Below are 15,833 nucleotides of genomic sequence, written 5' to 3' on the forward strand. Positions count from 1 at the left end.
ACGCTTCAGACGGTAAAAAGGTCGCTTCGGCGGCCTTTTTTTATGGGCGAAACGGCACTCAGCCGTAATGGGCGCTAAACGACGTTTCCAGCGCCTGCACTACCGCGCGCACGCGGGCTGCGCGTTGCAAATCGGGATGCAGCACCAGCCAGATATCCACCCAGTCTTTGTTCTCCGGGAACAGACGCACCAGTTCCGGGTCTTTGTCCGCCAAAAAAGCGGAGAGCAGGCCGATGCCCAGCCCGCTGCGGGTGGCGGAACGCAGCAGCAGCTGCGAATTGCATTGCAGCACGACGTTGGGCTCGTGCAGAGCCTCGCCGCAGAAATTGTTCCAGTGGCGCGGCACCAGCTCGCGCGGGAACATCAGCAGATCGTGGCCGCGCAACTGTTCGCCCTTGACCGGCATGCCGCGCCGCGCCAAATAGTGCTGAGTGGCATACAGGCCCATTTCGATGGTGGCTAACCGTTTGATGATCAGCTCATCGTCATCGGGACGGGCGCCGCGGATCGCCAGATCTGCGCCGTGGTAAGAAATATCGGCGATGTTGACCGCCGTCAGCAGCGTGACGGTGATGGCCGGATAGCGTTCCCGCAGATCTTGCAGCGCAGGCATCACGAAGGCTTCGGCCAGGGTATCGGTGGTGGCGATGCGCACGTTGCCGCACAGGCTTTCGTCACCGCTGGCGGCTTTACGGTTGATCGCCTGCACCGCATTTTCCATCTTCATCACGTCCGCCAGCATTTCCTCCCCCAGCGGGCTGAGGGCGAAGGATTTCGGCGTGCGGATAAACAGCTTGGAGCCGAGCGCATCTTCGAAAGCGGAGAGCCGTCGGCCGACGGTCGCCTGATCGACATGCAGCTGGCTGGCGGCTTTGCGTAGCGTGCCGCAGCGCGCAACGGCGAGAAAAAATCGGGCGTCGTCCCAGTTCATTGCACACCTCCTCTGTACAGACTGGCGGGAGGGGGAAGGAAGCGGTGTGATGCGGTGTTTATTCTGGTGTGGAGACCGAAAAAAATGCTTCGTATCATCATTATTTATAATGTTTCAGGATATGTATAAATGCATCACCGTGAAGCGGTTTTGCACCTTTATTTTTGTCTGGTAATGCTTATTCTTATCGGCGCTTATGCTGCGACCCGACGCACATTTTACACCAAGGCCACCCTAATGCATAAGCAATACGAATAAGAGCCGGTTCCCGTTATTTCTGGGCGACCGCCAAGTGGGATCGACTCTGAATCAAGTTAGCTCACGATGATATGACTGGATATAAAAAAATGGAGTCTCACGCAGAGATGCTGTGCCCCCCCGTTGCGTTGGCGACGGAGGACGGAGTCAGAGTTACCGTGGCGCCAGGCGCCGAGAAGATGGAACGCAACAACGCCGATGTCATTATTCAAGGCCTTGCAGCGCGCGGCATTCAACATATCTTTTTGGTCCCTGGCAAACTGGTTTATCCGTTAATCACTTCTATTGACCGTTCCGAGATTGTCGGCATCGTCGGTGCCCATGAAACCGCATGCGGATTTATGGCCGATGGCTATGCCCGCGCCAGCCGAAAGTTTGGCGTCTGTTTGGGCATTTCAGGTCCCGGCACCATGAATTTCCTGCCGGCGATGGCCGCCGCGCAAGCCGATAAGATCCCCGTGCTGTACCTGGCCGGCAGCATCGCCACCTATCATGAGGCGCAGGGCGCTTTTCAGGACGGCAGCAACAGCGGCATCGATGAGCTGACCATCGTCAAACCGTTGCTTTGCGCCGCGATAGAAACGAAAAACAACCTGACCTTGCAGCATGAGCTGCGCCGCAGCCTCTCCAGCCTGAACCCACAGCGGAAAGGGCGCGCCTATCTGAGCGTGCCGGTCGACATGCAGAAGAAAACCGCGTTCGGCGATCGTCGCGACCAGCCTGAGCGAGTGCCGCAGCACCGTGAAGCGGCCGTGGATGTGCAAGCGGTGGAACAGCTGTTGCATGATTATCTGCTGCGCGGCCTCAACGTCGCCTGCCTGGTAGGCAACCGGATGAACAATCCACAGGATGCCGCGCTGTTGTTGCGGGTAGCGGAAAAATACCGCTTGCCTGTCGCCACGACGTTGTCCGGCAAGGGCGCGTTTCCCGAAGGGCACGCCCTGGCATTAGGGGTCTACGGTTTTGCCGGCCATGCCCGCGCGGTAGAAACCCTCAACGGTGAAGGCGTCGACGTGCTGCTGGTGCTGGGCTGCGATCTCAGCCAGCGCGACAGTCTGAACTGGAACCCGAGACTGCACGGCAATAAAACGCTGGTGGCGATCGACGAAGACTTCGACAAAGTGAGCTCGCATTACCAGCCGGATCTGCAGATATTTTCCAGCCTGAGCGGTACGTTGCACTGTTTGTTGGCCGCGGTTGGCGATGAGGACGCGCGGCTTGGCGACGCGGCTCACCTGCGTGACGCCTGGTTGGAAGGGGTTCGCGCACTGCCGCTGGAACAGCCGCAGCCGACGTTGCAGGCGCGCATCGCCCAGGGCGAAAGCCGGCTGTATCCCGGCGATGCGATTAAACACATTCGCAGCCGCATGAATCCGGATACCAACGTCGTGGTCGATTCGGGCGCACACCGCATTTTCATGGCGCATCACTGGCTGGCGGCCGGGCGGGGGGATTATCACACCTCCAGCTCCCTGGCGCCGATGGGGTGGGCCATTTGCGCGGGCATCGGCATCAAGCTGGCGGCACCGCAGCGGGATTGCCTCGTGGTGACCGGCGACGGTTGCATGCTGATGCACGGCATCGAAATTCAGACCGCCGCGCGTTATGGCGTGAAGGTGGTGTTCGTGGTGATGAACAACAGCGCGCACGGCGCCATGCACATCGACACGCTGCAAAATCGCGGCATTTCCGCCGACTATACCGCCTTGCCCAACCATGACTGGAAAGCGTTTGCCAACAGCCTGGGGGTCGCCTCCGCGAAGGCGGAGACGCTGGAGGATCTGGACGAGGCCCTCGGCGCCGCAGCGAAACATCCGGGGCCGTACCTCATCGAAGTGATGGTGGGCAACTTTGCGGCGCCTAACCGCTACTACGCCGAGAGCATCGCAGAATACGAGCAGCGCATCAAAGGACTGTAGCACAACGCTGTTTTTTCAACTCGCCAGGTTCACCGCGCGCGGCGCCTGGCATTTTTACTCGCGGCAGTCAGGGAGCGATAAGATGGTTAAGTGGGGCATTTTGGCATTGTTGGCAGTATTTCAGGGGCCGGTTCAGGCTGCCGAGGGGCATGGCGAAGGCATCGTCAAAACGACGTTGCTCAAGACCGACAGCGCATGGGAGGGCTCGGCATATCGTCAGTATCCCGCAGGCGCGCCGCAGATCACCATGCTGAAGGTGACGGTAGAGCCGAACAAGGTACTGGCCTGGCATACGCATCCTTGCATCAGCGCAGTGTACATGAGCGGCGGCAGCGTTTCGCTCACCGTCAGGAAAACCGGTGAACGCCGCACGTTCCGGCAGGGGGATTCGTTTACCGATACCGTGGATATCGTGCATCAGGGCGTTTCCGGCGAGCAAGGCGCCGAAATGCTGGTGTTCTTCGCTTGCGCGGACGATAAACCGTTGACGGTGAAAGCCGCCGGGTAGTGTTGATACGGCCCTGTCCAAAGGCCGTTAATAAGAGAAGATCATGGTAGCTTTGTGGATGGTCGTCGCCAGCGGATTCTTTGCGCTGATGGGTGCTTGCATCAAGTTGGCGTCGACGACGGTCGGATTTTTCGACATCATTTTTTATCGTTCTCTCATCAATGTGCTGATCGTCGCGGCGCTGATCAAGATCCAGCGCCTCGGTTTTCGCACCCGTCATCTCGGATTGCATATGAAGCGGGCGGCGATAGGCAATGCGGCGATGTACTGCGGTTTTTATTCGCTGATACATCTGCCGATCGCCACCGCCACCACGTTGGGTTATACCAACCCCCTCTTTCAGTCGGCGATCGCGTTCATCACGACCCGAGGGCAGCTGACCGGTCGGCTGTTGTTTTCCGTGCTGTTGGGCTTTGCCGGCATTTTGGTCTTGCTGCGCCCCGACGCCCCCAACGGGGAGTACGTTGCCACGCTGGTCGGGCTGGCGGCCGGTTTGTTAACCGCGCTGGCTTACTTTAACGTCGGCAAGCTGGTGCGACGCGGTGAGCCGGAACTGCGCGTGGTGTTCTATTTCTCGCTGGTGGGAACGCTGGTTGGCGGCCTGATGACTGCGTTGCTGGGCTTTTCCTTGCTGGACGGCGCAATGCTGCTGTGCGTCTGCGCCATTGGCGTCTTCGGCAGTCTGGGGCAGATCGCCATGACTCGCGCCTACGGGGGTGGCAATGCGGTGATTGTCAGCATTCTCTCTTACAGCACCATTATTTTCTCTACGCTGCTTGGCTATCTGATATTTGGCGAGCGGCTGTCTTATATCGCCGCCGCCGGTATGGCGCTGATCGTGTTGTCCGGCGCGTTGGCGGTGCGCAAGCGTGCTTCGGCCAAGTCCGAGCAGGCGGCGGTGGCATAACGTGATAAGGAACGAAACAATGAACATGCGTCCGGTTGGCGCCATGGCGATGGCGGTCTTGTTTGGCATAGTGGCGACGCTGACGATGGATGGGGTGAACAGTGTCGCCTCCAGCGTCGGTCTCATCGGCAAGCTCAACCTGGCCTTCATCGGCAAACTGATGAATCAATGGCTGCAGGGGCAATTTTGGTTTTTGCGGCCTGGCGACATTCCCGATGTGCCAGAGGCTCTGATGATGGGCTACGGCGCGCACTATTTTGCCGGCATTAGCCTGGCGATCCCGTTCTATTGCCTGATCTACCCGCGCGTTAAGTCGGGGGGCGGCCTGCTCGTTGGGGCGCTGACGTATGGCCTGGCCTGTTCGCTGATCTCGCTGTGCTTCATTTATCCCTCGGTGGGGTTGGGGCTTTGGGGAATGGCCGGCAAAAATCCGGCTTTGCTGATCGCCAGCCTGGCCAACCATGCAGTGTATGGCGTGGCATTGGGCGGTTGCGCCATCGCTTGGCGGCATCGCATGCTGCAGAAATGCATGCCTGACGCTGCGATGCTGCATTAATGAATCACGATGATGCATTCTTGGCTATTTTGGGCGTGATAGCCCAACGCTATGATAAGCGCGCTTCCTGAAGCCGCGTGGCATGCGGGAAGACGCATTTATTTAGGGCGAATGCCTGATCGATTCGGGAGTTGAACATGTCAGAAAGTATCGCCGTTGAAGAAACGGCTAAAGCGAAGGCGGGTACATCGCATTTTGCCATCTTGCTGTTTCTGGCGTTGGCATTGATGTCAGCGCTGTTGAACAGCAGCGCGCCGACGCCGCTTTATCCGCTTTATCAACATGAGCTGGCGTTGAGCTCGGTCAGCCTGACGATCATCTACGGCGCTTATGCCGCCGGCGTGCTGATTTCGCTGTTCGGCGTAGGCAATATGGCGGGGAAAGTAAAAGACCTGCGCAGCATGATCGTGCCGGCGCTGTTGGTGGTGTTGCTTGGCGCGCTGCTGTTTTCGGTGGCGTCGTCGTTCTTCATGATGTTTATGGCACGGCTGCTGGCCGGCGTCGGCACCGGCGCCCTGACCGGTGCGGCGAATATCGCGTTGGTGCGTTTCGGGCCGCAGGACGGCGGAAAAAATGCGGCGTTGATCGCGACGCTGTCCTTTACCACCGGATTGGCCCTGGGCCCGATCTTTAGCGGCGTCGCACTGCAAACCGGTTTTCATACCACGTCATTGCCGTTCATCATCATCATGGCCATTGCCGCCGTCGCCGCACTTGGCGTGATGCTGCGCTGGCCGCGAGAGGCGGTGGCGGCGCAGGCCGATAGCGCAGCGGCGGATAACGCGCCGGTGGCGAAAAGCTCTCTGGCGGATGGCCTGCGCGCGACCGGCGGCAAATTCTTCCTGTGCGCCGGGGCGTTGTTCATTTGTTGGGCGGTTGCCGCCAGCATTCTGGCGATAGGGCCGAGCGTCGCCGAAAAACTGTTGGATATGCAGAGCCGTGGCGTCTTTGGCTATGTGGTCGCCGTCTATCTGGTGATTGCCGGCATCAGCCAGATTTTGAGTCGTCGCATCAACGCCCGCCATTCGCTGATGTTCGGCTGCCTGGCTCAGGCTTTGTCGGTCGGGGTGTTCGCCGTGGCGATTCAGATCCATTCGCTGGCGCTGGCCGCCGCAGGCATGGTGATCGCCGGTTACGCCTATGGCGCGATCTTCGTCGGCAGCGCCACGCTGGTGAATCTGATTTCACCGAAAGCCAGCCATGCGCGTTTGATCTCCCTGTTCTACGTGATCGCGTATATCGCTAACTGGGTGCCGATCCTGTTAGGCGTTGTGATCGACCACGCCGATTTGCATTTGGCGACCCACTTGTTATTCCTGAGCAGCGCCGTGATTTGTTTGATGTTGAGCGTCATGGTAACGCGTGCGGGCTTCCCTCGCTGAAACCGGCGTTCGGGAGGGGGGCGACAGGCGTCGCATGTAGGCATTTCATTTGAGATCGTGATTTCCCTGGTGTTGTGTTATTCCAGCGTGCTCGTCACGCTGGCTTTTTTTGTGATACACATTGCTTTTTTGATATTTACATTTCCTTATTTGCATTTTTTTCGTGATTTTAGTCACGAAAAAATCACTCGCTTCGGGTAAACTGCGCGCTTTATTTTTGCCGCAGGTCACTTTATGAACGTTCTTTTCGCCATTGCCGTTACTACCGGGATCCTCTCCGGCGTTTGGGGCTGGGTTGCCGTCAGCCTGGGGCTGATCGGTTGGGCCGGTTTTCTCGGCTGCACGGCGTATTTCGCCTGCCCGCAGGGCGGGCTGAAAGGGCTGTTGATCGGCGCGTTGACCTGCTGCAGCGGCGTCTTCTGGGCAATGGCGATCATCCACGGCAGCGAACTGGCGCCGCAGTGGAATCTGCTGGGGTATCTGCTGACCGGCGTCGTGGCGTTCCTGATGTGCATTCAGGCCAAACAGCAGTGGCTGGGGTTCGTGCCCGGCACCTTTATCGGCGCCTGTGCGACCTTCGCTGGCGGCGGCGATTGGCCGCTGGTGACGCTTTCCCTGCTGGTGGGCCTGCTATTCGGCTATGCGATGAAAAACAGCGGTCTGTGGTGGGCGGCGCGCAGCGAAAAAGCCCGCGCTACGCCGCCGATTGGCCCGAATGCCGGCTCAAACGGTGCCGCCGAGTGAGAGACGGCAGTTCACCACCAGCGTTTGGTTACCCGGCGTTTGGGTTACGCCGGCCCATTGTGCGATGTCCTGTCGCGTAACGCGGAGGTGTTTCATTCGGTGGCCTTCACGGGCGGCGCGGCAAGGGGGATAGCGGCATGTTAACCCATCGATTTGGCGATAACAATGAATGTACTTCTATTGAAAATAGCCGTTTTTCAATCGGATAGATAAGTTTTACCCGCTGACTGCCTGCGTGAGATCACGTTAAGGGTAACAGGGTTTCGTAACATGATTTTCAGTGATTTCCATCACGTTTTTACCGGTAACAATCGGCTGAGATAGAAGCCTGTCCGATTGGAGGCCTGATGGCCGGGAATCACTATGAACAATCTGTTTTCACTGGATAACAAGACCGTCTTGATCACCGGCGCCTCGCGCGGCATCGGTTTTCTGCTGGCACGCGGCCTGGCGCAGCAAGGCGCGCATATTCTGGTCAACGCCACCACCGAAGAGCATGCCCGGCACGCCGCCGAACGTTTGCGCGAAGAGGGGCTGCGCGCCGAGGCGGCGGCGTTCGATGTCACCGATTCCCAGGCGGTGCATGCCGCCATCGACCGTATCGAAGCGGACATCGGCGCGATAGACGTTTTGATCAACAACGCCGGCATCCAGCGCCGCCACCCGTTCACCGAGTTTCCGGAGCAAGACTGGGACGACATCATTGCCGTCAACCAGAAGGCGGTCTTCATCGTGTCGCAGACCGTGGCGCGTTACATGGTGCCGCGCCGGCGCGGCAAGATAGTCAACATCGGCTCGATGCAAAGTGAGCTGGGCCGCGACACCATCACCCCTTATGCGGCGTCCAAAGGGGCGGTGAAAATGCTCACGCGCGGCATGTGCGTGGAGCTGGCGCGCTACAACATTCAGGTCAACGGCATTGCCCCCGGCTACTTCAAAACCGAGATGACGCAGGCGCTGGCCGACGATCCGGCCTTCACCGCCTGGCTGACCCAACGCACGCCCGCCGCGCGCTGGGGCGATCCGCAGGAGCTGATCGGCGCGGCGGTGTTCCTGGCCGCCGACGCCTCCGCCTTCGTCAACGGGCAACTGCTGTTTGTCGATGGCGGCATGTCGGCGGCGGTGTAATCTTTTTCCGTGGAGTCTTGCGATGAAAATTCAAACTCAGTCCTGCGTGGTCAAAGGCAAGCGAGACGTGGCGGTGATCGCGCAAGAAGTGGATTATCGAGGGCAGGGAACGCTGGTGAAAATCAGCCGCGGCGGCATCTGCGGCTCGGATCTGCATTACTTCCAGGAAGGCAAGGTCGGCAATTTTCAGGTGCGTCAGCCGATGGTGCTGGGCCATGAGGTGATCGGTGAGGTGGTCGCCAGCGATTCGCCGCAGTTGCCGGCCGGGCAGAAGGTGGCGCTCAATCCCAGCAAACCCTGCGGGCAGTGCAAATACTGTCTGGAGCAGCAAAGCAATCAATGCGTCGAGATGCGCTTTTTCGGCAGCGCGATGTATTTTCCGCACGTCGACGGCGCTTTTACCCAATACAAAGTGGTGGATAGCGCGCAGTGCATTCCTTACGCCGCCGATCGCGACGACAGGGTGATGGTGTTCGCCGAACCGCTGGCGGTGGCTGTCCACGCGGCGAAGCAGCCCGGCGATGTGGCGGGGAAAAAGATCTTCGTGTCCGGCGTCGGCCCGATCGGCTGTCTGCTGGTGGCGGCGCTGAAAGCGCTGGGCGCCGCCGAGATTGTCTGCGCCGATCTCAGTCCGCGCTGCTTGGCGATCGCCAGCCAAATGGGGGCCAATCGGTGCCTGCATGCCGCGGATGACGATTTTAGCGACTATCAGCAGGACAAGGGCTACTTCGATGTCGCCTTCGAAGTGGCGGGGCACCCGCTGTCGCTGCAGCGCTGTCTGGAGATCACCCGCGCCAAAGGCAGCGTGGTGCAGGTCGGCATGGGCGGCAGCTTCCCTGATTTCCCGCTGATGTTGTTGATCGCCAAAGAGTTGAACCTGCTCGGATCGTTTCGCTTCGTGGCGGAATTCGCGCTGGCGGTGGCCTGGCTGGCCGGCGATGTGGTCGATCCGCTGCCGCTGTTGTCGGCGGAATTCGCCGGGGACCAACTGGCGCAGGCGCTGGAGTTTGCCGGCGACAAGCGCCAGGCCGCCAAGGTGCAATTGGTGTTTTAGGGTAAAAGTCCGATGGCCGCAGGCGACGATCCTTGTCTATAGTGTAGGAACGCTTAATTTTTCAACCACGGAGATCTCACTATGGCAAGACATTCGGATGCTGAGCAAACTACGCTGGATGACGATCTGAGAATGCTGACCGAGACGCTGGAAGAAGTGTTGCAATACACCGGCGATCGCGCGGATCAGGCCTACATTGACATCAAGTCGCACGCCGAGCAGGCGCTGAGTGAGGTCAAGGCGCGCTGGGCGAACACCGGCGAATCCTACTATGCGCGCGCCAAAGAAGCGGTGCACCGCACCGACGACTACGTGCGGGATAAACCCTGGCACAGCGTAGGCATCGGTGCCACCGTCGGGCTGGTGCTGGGGCTGCTGCTGGCCCGCAAATAAATCATGTCATCGGGGCGGCGCAGGCCGCCTCGTGCTTTTCTGCAGACTGTGTCGTTCATCCCGCCGTTTCCCCGATCGCTTTCCCTTATCCCGCCTATACTTCCCGCTGGCCGCCATTGGAGCACCTTTATCTCCCTTGTTTTTGTATGGACGGATTGAGCCGGCGTCGCCGCAAGTGTAAAGTGTTTGTGTTTTAATTGTTTGTTTTTTGTTCTAAATCAAACAATTATCTGGTGTAAACACCCAGGGATATACGGCGTTCTTGCGCTGGCGCAAAAGCCGTGAAAATAACACCTCATATAATACAGAACGTAACTACAGGCGCGGCGTCCGTCGGCTGCGCCGGGGACGATTTCTGCTAACTGACTTGTGAGCGAACTATGTCGACAAGTGTTTTTAATCGCCGGTGGGCGGCTGTGCTGCTCGAGGCGCTGGCCCGCCATGGGGTGCGGCATGTTTGTATCGCTCCGGGATCGCGCTCCACGCCGCTGACGCTGGCCGCCGCGGCCAACCGATCGTTTATCTGCCATACCCATTTTGATGAGCGCGGGCTCGGCCATTTGGCGCTCGGGCTGGCGAAGGCGGCGCGTGAGCCGGTGGCGGTGATCGTTACGTCCGGCACCGCGGCGGCGAACCTTTATCCCGCGTTGATCGAAGCCGGCCTGACCGGTGAACGGCTGGTGTTTCTCACCGCCGATCGGCCGCCGGAACTGATCGACTGCGGCGCCAATCAGGCGATCCGTCAAAACGGTCTCTACAGCAGCCACCCGACGTTGGCGATCGATCTGCCGCGTCCGACGCCGGATATTCCGGCCGCGTGGCTGGCCTCCAGCGTCGACAGCGCGATGGCGCGCCTGCAGCATGGCGCTTTGCATATCAACTGCCCGTTCGCCGAACCGCTGTACGGCGGCGATGAGCGTCACTATGCCGATTGGTCCGCCGCGCTGGGCGACTGGTGGCAGAGCGATCGTCCGTGGCTGCAGGAAAGCGAGACGCGTACGGCGCCGTCGCCGCAGCCGGACTGGTTCTCCTGGCGGCAAAAGCGCGGCGTGGTGCTGGCCGGTCGCATGAGCGCACAAGAGGGCGCGCAGGTGGCCGACTGGGCCGAAACGCTGGGCTGGCCGCTGATCGGCGATGTGCTGTCGCAGACCGGGCAACCGCTGCCCTGCGCCGATTTGTGGCTCGCGCATCCGCAGGCGCAGCGCGTACTGCAAGATGCGCAGCTGGTGGTGCAGTTCGGCGGCAGCCTGACCGGCAAACGCCTGCTGCAATGGCAGGCGCAGTGTCAGCCGGAAGAATATTGGATTATCGACGAGCTGCCGGGGCGGCTCGATCCGGCCCAACACCGGGGGCGGCGCCTGCGCGCCGGCGTGGCGCAGTGGTTGGCGCAGCATCCCGCGCAACCGCGCGCGCCGTGGGCCGCCGGGCTGGCAGCGCTGGCGGATAAAGCGCTGACGGCGGCGTCCACGCATCTGCACGATAACTTTGGCGAAGCGCAGCTGGCGCACCGCCTGCCGGAACTGCTGCTGGAGAACGGCCAGCTGTTTCTCGGCAACAGCCTGGTGGTGCGACTGATCGACGCGTTAACGATGCTGCCTGCCGCTTACCCGGTATTCAGCAACCGCGGCGCCAGCGGCATCGACGGTCTGATTTCCACCGCCGCCGGCGTACAGCGCGCCACCGCCAGGCCGACGTTGGCGGTGGTGGGCGACCTTTCCGCCCTGTATGACCTCAATGCGCTGGCGCTGCTGCGCCACTGTTCGGCGCCGACGGTGCTGATCGTCGTCAATAACAACGGCGGCCAAATTTTCTCGCTGCTGCCGACGCCGGAAGAGGAGCGTCAGCGCTTTTACTGCATGCCGCAGAACGTTGAGTTCAGCCACGCGGCGGCGATGTTCCAGCTTGACTATGCGCGGCCGGAAAACTGGAGCCAGCTGCAACAGGCGGTTGAGCAAGGCTGGCGGCGCGGCGGCGCCACGTTGATAGAGCTGCAGGTGCCGCCGAGCGCAGGGGCCGAAAGCCTGCAATACCTGGTGCAACAGATGGCGGTGCAATGATGCTGGCGACGCGAATTTTGCAACAGGGCGAAGCGGGCCGCCCCTGGCTGATATGGTTGCATGGCCTGCTCGGCAACAACAATGAATGGCGGGTGATCGCCGCGCGCTGCCCGGAATGGCCGTCGTTGGCCATCGATCTGCCCGGCCACGGCGATTCCGTGGCGGTGAGCTGCCGCGGCTTCGACGACATCAGCGCGCAAATCGCCGCGACCCTGCAACTGCGCAATATCGAACGTTATTGGCTGGTGGGCTACTCGCTTGGCGGGCGCATCGCCATGTATCACGCTTGCCACGGACGCCACGACGGTCTGCAAGGCGTGCTGGTCGAGGGCGGCAATCCGGGGCTTGAGGACGAACAACTGCGCCGTGACCGTTGCGAGCAGGATGCGCGATGGGCGGCGCGTTTTCGCAGTGAGCCGATTGCCGAAGTCCTGGCGGACTGGTATCAGCAACCTGTGTTCAAAGAGCTTAGCCACGTGCACCGCCAGGCGCTGATCGCTGCGCGTTCGATCAACAGCGGCCCGGCGATCGCCGACATGCTCGAAGCCACATCGCTCGGGCGGCAGCCCTATCTGGCGCCGCAGCTGCGCCAACTGACCGTGCCGCTGCGGGTGCTGTGCGGTGAGAACGACCCCAAATTTCAACGGCTGGCGCGCGACGCCGGGTTGCCGTTGCGCATCGTGCCGCAGGCCGGCCACAACGCGCATCTGGCCAATCCGCAGGAGTTCGTCGCCGAGCTGCAGACCTTTCTCGTTAACCCTGGTTAAAGGAACCGAACATGCTTTATCCGAATGAAGAACAGCTGTATGCCGCCATCGCCTGGCAGGATTGCACCGGCGATTTCGAAGATATTCTGTATCACAAGTCCGCCGACGGCATCGCCAAAATCACCATCAACCGGCCGCAGGTGCGCAACGCGTTTCGTCCGCAAACGGTCAAAGAGATGATCGACGCGCTGGCCAACGCCCGTTACGACGACGGCATCGGCGTCATTATTCTGACCGGCGCCGGCGATAAGGCCTTCTGCTCCGGCGGCGATCAGAAAGTGCGCGGCGACTACGGCGGCTATCGCGACGACAGCGGCGTACATCACCTCAACGTGCTGGACTTCCAGCGCCAGATCCGCACCTGCCCGAAACCGGTGGTGGCGATGGTGGCCGGTTATTCGATCGGCGGCGGCCACGTGTTGCACATGATGTGCGATCTGACCATCGCGGCGGATAACGCCATCTTCGGCCAGACCGGCCCGAAAGTGGGCTCGTTCGACGGCGGCTGGGGCGCGTCTTACATGGCGCGCATCGTCGGTCAGAAGAAGGCGCGCGAAATCTGGTTCCTGTGCCGCCAGTATGACGCCGCCGCCGCGCTGGACATGGGGCTGGTCAATACCGTGGTGCCGCTGGCCGATCTGGAAAAAGAGACGGTGCGCTGGTGCCGCGAAATGCTGCAGAACAGCCCGATGGCGCTGCGCTGCCTGAAGGCGGCGCTGAATGCCGACTGCGACGGCCAGGCCGGTTTGCAGGAGCTGGCGGGCAACGCCACCATGCTGTTCTACATGACCGACGAAGGGCAGGAAGGGCGCAACGCGTTCAACGAGAAGCGCCAGCCGGATTTCAGCAAATTCAAGCGTAACCCGTAATGAGCGGGGCAAACCGCAGCGCGGCGCTATACCGTTACAGCCTGCCGATGGAGGCGGGCGTGGTGCTGCGCAATCAGCGGTTGAAAACGCGTGACGGATGGGTGGTGCAGCTGTGTCAGGGCGAGCGTGAGGGGTGGGGCGAGATCGCGCCGCTGCCGGAGTTCAGCCGGGAAACGCCGGCGCAGGCCGAACGGGCCGCATTGGACTGGCTGCAGGCGTGGCTGGCGGGCAACGAACCGGATGACAGCGAGCTGCCCTCGGTGGCCTTTGGGCTGAGCTGCGCGCAGGCCGAGCTGGAGCAGCGTTTGCCGACGCAGGCGGATTTTCGCAAGGCGCCGCTGTGTACTGGCGATCCGGACGAGCTATTCGAGACATTGAGCGCTTTGCCGGGCGAGAAAGTCGCCAAGGTGAAAGTAGGGCTGTATGAGGCGGTGCGTGACGGCATGATCGTCAACGTGCTGCTGGAGGCGCTGCCGGATCTGCGGCTGCGGCTGGACGCCAACCGCAGTTGGACCCGCGCCAAGGCCGACGGCTTCGCCAGGTACGTTAACCCAGCGTGGCGCGATCGCATCGCTTTTTTGGAGGAGCCCTGCAAGACCCGTGATGAATCGCGCGACTTCGCCCGGGCGACCGGCATTGCCATCGCCTGGGATGAGAGCGTGCGCGAGGCGGATTTTGTGGTGCAGGCCGAGCCGGGCGTGGCGGCCATCGTGATCAAACCGACGCTGGTCGGCAGCCTGGCGCGTTGCCAGACGCTGGTGGCGCAGGCGCACGCGGCGGGCCTGACGGCAGTGATCAGTTCCAGCCTCGAATCCAGCCTGGGGTTGACCCAACTGGCGCGCATTGCCCATTGGCTGACGCCGGATACCGTGCCGGGCCTGGACACGCTGGGATTGATGCAGGCGCAGGTGCTGCGCCCGTGGCCGGGCTGCGCGTTGCCGCTGCTGGATGTTTCGGCGCTGGAGTGTCTATGGCGCCGTTGAACGATTGGCCGTGGCGGCACTGGGCGCGCCTTCAGCCGCAGGCGACGGCGCTGTTGCTCGGCGAACAACCGCTGAGCTGGCTGGCGTTGCAAAGCCAGGTGGATGAACTGGCGGCGGATTTCCAGCATCAGGGCGTTGAACCGGGCTGCGGCGTGGCGCTGTGCGGTAAAAACAGCTATCCACTGCTGCTGGCCTATCTGGCGCTGTTGCAGTGCGGCGCACGCCTGTTGCCGCTCAATCCCGCCTTGCCGGCGCCGCTGCTGGCGCAGCTGTTGCCGGAATTGGATATGACCTTTGTCTTCGGCCCGGACTCGTTGCTGGCGCTGCCGGAAGAGGTGATTCGATTGACGCCTCCCTCGACCGAGCCGCGTTGGCCAGACCTGCCGACGTGGGATGCGCAGCGTCTGGCGACGCTGACGTTGACTTCCGGTTCCAGCGGCATGCCGAAGGCGGCGGCACACAGCTACGCCAACCATCTGGCCAGCGCCGCCGGGGTGTTGCAGCTGATGGATTTTCAACGCGAGGATTGCTGGCTGCTGTCACTGCCGCTGTTTCACGTCTCCGGCCAGGGCATCGTCTGGCGCTGGTTGGCGGCGGGCGCGCGGCTGGCGGTGCGCGAGACGCACCCGCTGGCGGAGGCATTGGCAGGATGCACGCATGCTTCGCTGGTGCCGACGCAGCTCTGGCGGCTGTTGGCGCAACCGCTGACGGGCATGACGTTGAAAGCGGTGCTGCTCGGCGGCGCGATGATCCCGGTGGAGCTGACCGAACGGGCGGAGGCGGCGGGGATCCGCTGCTGGTGCGGCTACGGGCTGACCGAACTGGCCTCCACGGTGTGCGCCAAGCGCGCCGATGCGCGGCCAGGCGTCGGCCTGCCGCTCGGCGGCCGCGAAGTAAAACTGGTGGACGAAGAGGTCTGGATCCGCGCCGACAGCCTGGCGCTCGGCTACTGGCGTCATGGGCATCTGCAGCCGTTGGCCGATGAGCAGGGCTGGTTCGCGACCCGCGATCGCGGCGTGATGGCGGAGGGGGAACTGCGCATTCTCGGCCGGCTGGACAACCTGTTTTTCAGCGGCGGCGAAGGGGTGCAGCCCGAGGATATCGAACGTGTGCTGGCGGCGCACCCGCAGATCACGCAGGCGTTTGTGGTGCCGATGGCGGACGCTGAGTTCGGCCAGCGGCCGGTGGCGGTGATCGACGGCGATCCGGCGCTGTCGTTGGGGGCGCTGCTCGCCTGGTCGCAGGATAAGCTGGCCAATTTCCAACGCCCGACGGCATTGCTTCCGCTGCCTGACGAGCTGAAAAACGGCGGCATCAAGATTTCGCGCCGCCAATTGCAGCAGTGGGTGGCGCAGCGTTTCTCCCAGGCATAAAAAA

General features: G+C 61.6%; 15 protein-coding genes. 14 read left to right on the plus strand and 1 reads right to left on the minus strand.

Going from position 1 to position 15,833, the window contains the following annotated elements; all coding sequences use genetic code 11:
- Nucleotides 1–58 precede the first annotated feature (58 nt).
- The gene (locus ACMGF9_RS06885) at nucleotides 59–931 is read right to left on the minus strand and encodes a LysR family transcriptional regulator (RefSeq protein WP_004935995.1); all 873 of its coding nucleotides are present in this window, start codon (nucleotides 929–931) and stop codon (nucleotides 59–61) included.
- Nucleotides 932–1,278: 347 nt separating this feature from the next.
- Here ACMGF9_RS06885 and ACMGF9_RS06890 point away from each other — a divergent pair, with 347 nt between their 5' ends.
- The 14 genes from ACMGF9_RS06890 (at nucleotide 1,279) to menE (ending at nucleotide 15,829) form a co-directional block, all read left to right on the plus strand.
- Entirely contained in the window at nucleotides 1,279–3,108 is a 1,830-nt protein-coding gene (locus ACMGF9_RS06890; RefSeq protein ID WP_015378575.1) for a thiamine pyrophosphate-binding protein, read from the plus strand.
- An 82-nt stretch (nucleotides 3,109–3,190) separates the two neighbouring features.
- Entirely contained in the window at nucleotides 3,191–3,616 is a 426-nt protein-coding gene (locus tag ACMGF9_RS06895) for a cupin domain-containing protein (protein ID WP_004935988.1), read from the plus strand.
- Nucleotides 3,617–3,659: 43 nt separating this feature from the next.
- A complete protein-coding gene (locus tag ACMGF9_RS06900) occupies nucleotides 3,660–4,523 on the plus strand; it encodes a DMT family transporter (RefSeq protein ID WP_049241827.1) in 864 nt (287 codons plus the stop codon).
- Between the two features lie 19 nt (nucleotides 4,524–4,542).
- Nucleotides 4,543–5,079, plus strand: coding sequence for a DUF2938 family protein (locus tag ACMGF9_RS06905; protein ID WP_414160616.1), 537 nt, complete (start codon nucleotides 4,543–4,545; stop codon nucleotides 5,077–5,079).
- A 137-nt stretch (nucleotides 5,080–5,216) separates the two neighbouring features.
- Nucleotides 5,217–6,461, plus strand: coding sequence for an MFS transporter (locus ACMGF9_RS06910; RefSeq protein WP_004935980.1), 1,245 nt, complete (start codon nucleotides 5,217–5,219; stop codon nucleotides 6,459–6,461).
- A 234-nt stretch (nucleotides 6,462–6,695) separates the two neighbouring features.
- A complete protein-coding gene (locus ACMGF9_RS06915; RefSeq protein WP_004935976.1) occupies nucleotides 6,696–7,205 on the plus strand; it encodes a DUF1097 domain-containing protein in 510 nt (169 codons plus the stop codon).
- Nucleotides 7,206–7,568: 363 nt separating this feature from the next.
- Nucleotides 7,569–8,333: a gluconate 5-dehydrogenase gene (gene idnO / locus ACMGF9_RS06920; RefSeq protein WP_033632515.1), complete on the plus strand. Its 765-nt coding sequence runs from the start codon at nucleotides 7,569–7,571 to the stop codon at nucleotides 8,331–8,333.
- A gap of 22 nt (nucleotides 8,334–8,355) precedes the next feature.
- A complete protein-coding gene (gene idnD, locus ACMGF9_RS06925; RefSeq protein ID WP_414160619.1) occupies nucleotides 8,356–9,387 on the plus strand; it encodes an L-idonate 5-dehydrogenase in 1,032 nt (343 codons plus the stop codon).
- Nucleotides 9,388–9,468: 81 nt separating this feature from the next.
- Entirely contained in the window at nucleotides 9,469–9,780 is a 312-nt protein-coding gene (elaB, locus tag ACMGF9_RS06930; protein WP_004935964.1) for a stress response protein ElaB, read from the plus strand.
- Nucleotides 9,781–10,160: 380 nt separating this feature from the next.
- Nucleotides 10,161–11,837 carry a 2-succinyl-5-enolpyruvyl-6-hydroxy-3-cyclohexene-1-carboxylic-acid synthase gene (gene menD, locus ACMGF9_RS06935; protein ID WP_414160620.1) on the plus strand — a complete coding sequence of 559 codons (1,677 nt, stop codon included), beginning with the start codon at nucleotides 10,161–10,163 and terminating at the stop codon, nucleotides 11,835–11,837.
- Nucleotides 11,834–12,604 (plus strand): 2-succinyl-6-hydroxy-2,4-cyclohexadiene-1-carboxylate synthase, encoded by a 771-nt coding sequence (menH, locus tag ACMGF9_RS06940; RefSeq protein ID WP_015378567.1) that lies wholly within the window; start codon nucleotides 11,834–11,836, stop codon nucleotides 12,602–12,604. The genes menD and menH overlap by 4 nt, the downstream gene beginning before the upstream one ends.
- Before the next feature lie 11 nt (nucleotides 12,605–12,615).
- Nucleotides 12,616–13,473, plus strand: coding sequence for a 1,4-dihydroxy-2-naphthoyl-CoA synthase (gene menB / locus ACMGF9_RS06945; RefSeq protein ID WP_033635308.1), 858 nt, complete (start codon nucleotides 12,616–12,618; stop codon nucleotides 13,471–13,473).
- The gene (gene menC, locus ACMGF9_RS06950) at nucleotides 13,473–14,456 is read left to right on the plus strand and encodes an o-succinylbenzoate synthase (RefSeq protein ID WP_076740588.1); all 984 of its coding nucleotides are present in this window, start codon (nucleotides 13,473–13,475) and stop codon (nucleotides 14,454–14,456) included. The genes menB and menC overlap by 1 nt, the downstream gene beginning before the upstream one ends.
- Nucleotides 14,444–15,829: an o-succinylbenzoate--CoA ligase gene (menE, locus tag ACMGF9_RS06955; RefSeq protein ID WP_015378564.1), complete on the plus strand. Its 1,386-nt coding sequence runs from the start codon at nucleotides 14,444–14,446 to the stop codon at nucleotides 15,827–15,829. Before menC ends, menE begins: the two co-directional genes overlap by 13 nt.
- Nucleotides 15,830–15,833 lie beyond the last annotated feature (4 nt).

This window comes from Serratia sp. BNK-23 (assembly GCF_047456145.1).
In the GTDB taxonomy this organism is placed as follows: domain Bacteria; phylum Pseudomonadota; class Gammaproteobacteria; order Enterobacterales; family Enterobacteriaceae; genus Serratia; species Serratia nematodiphila.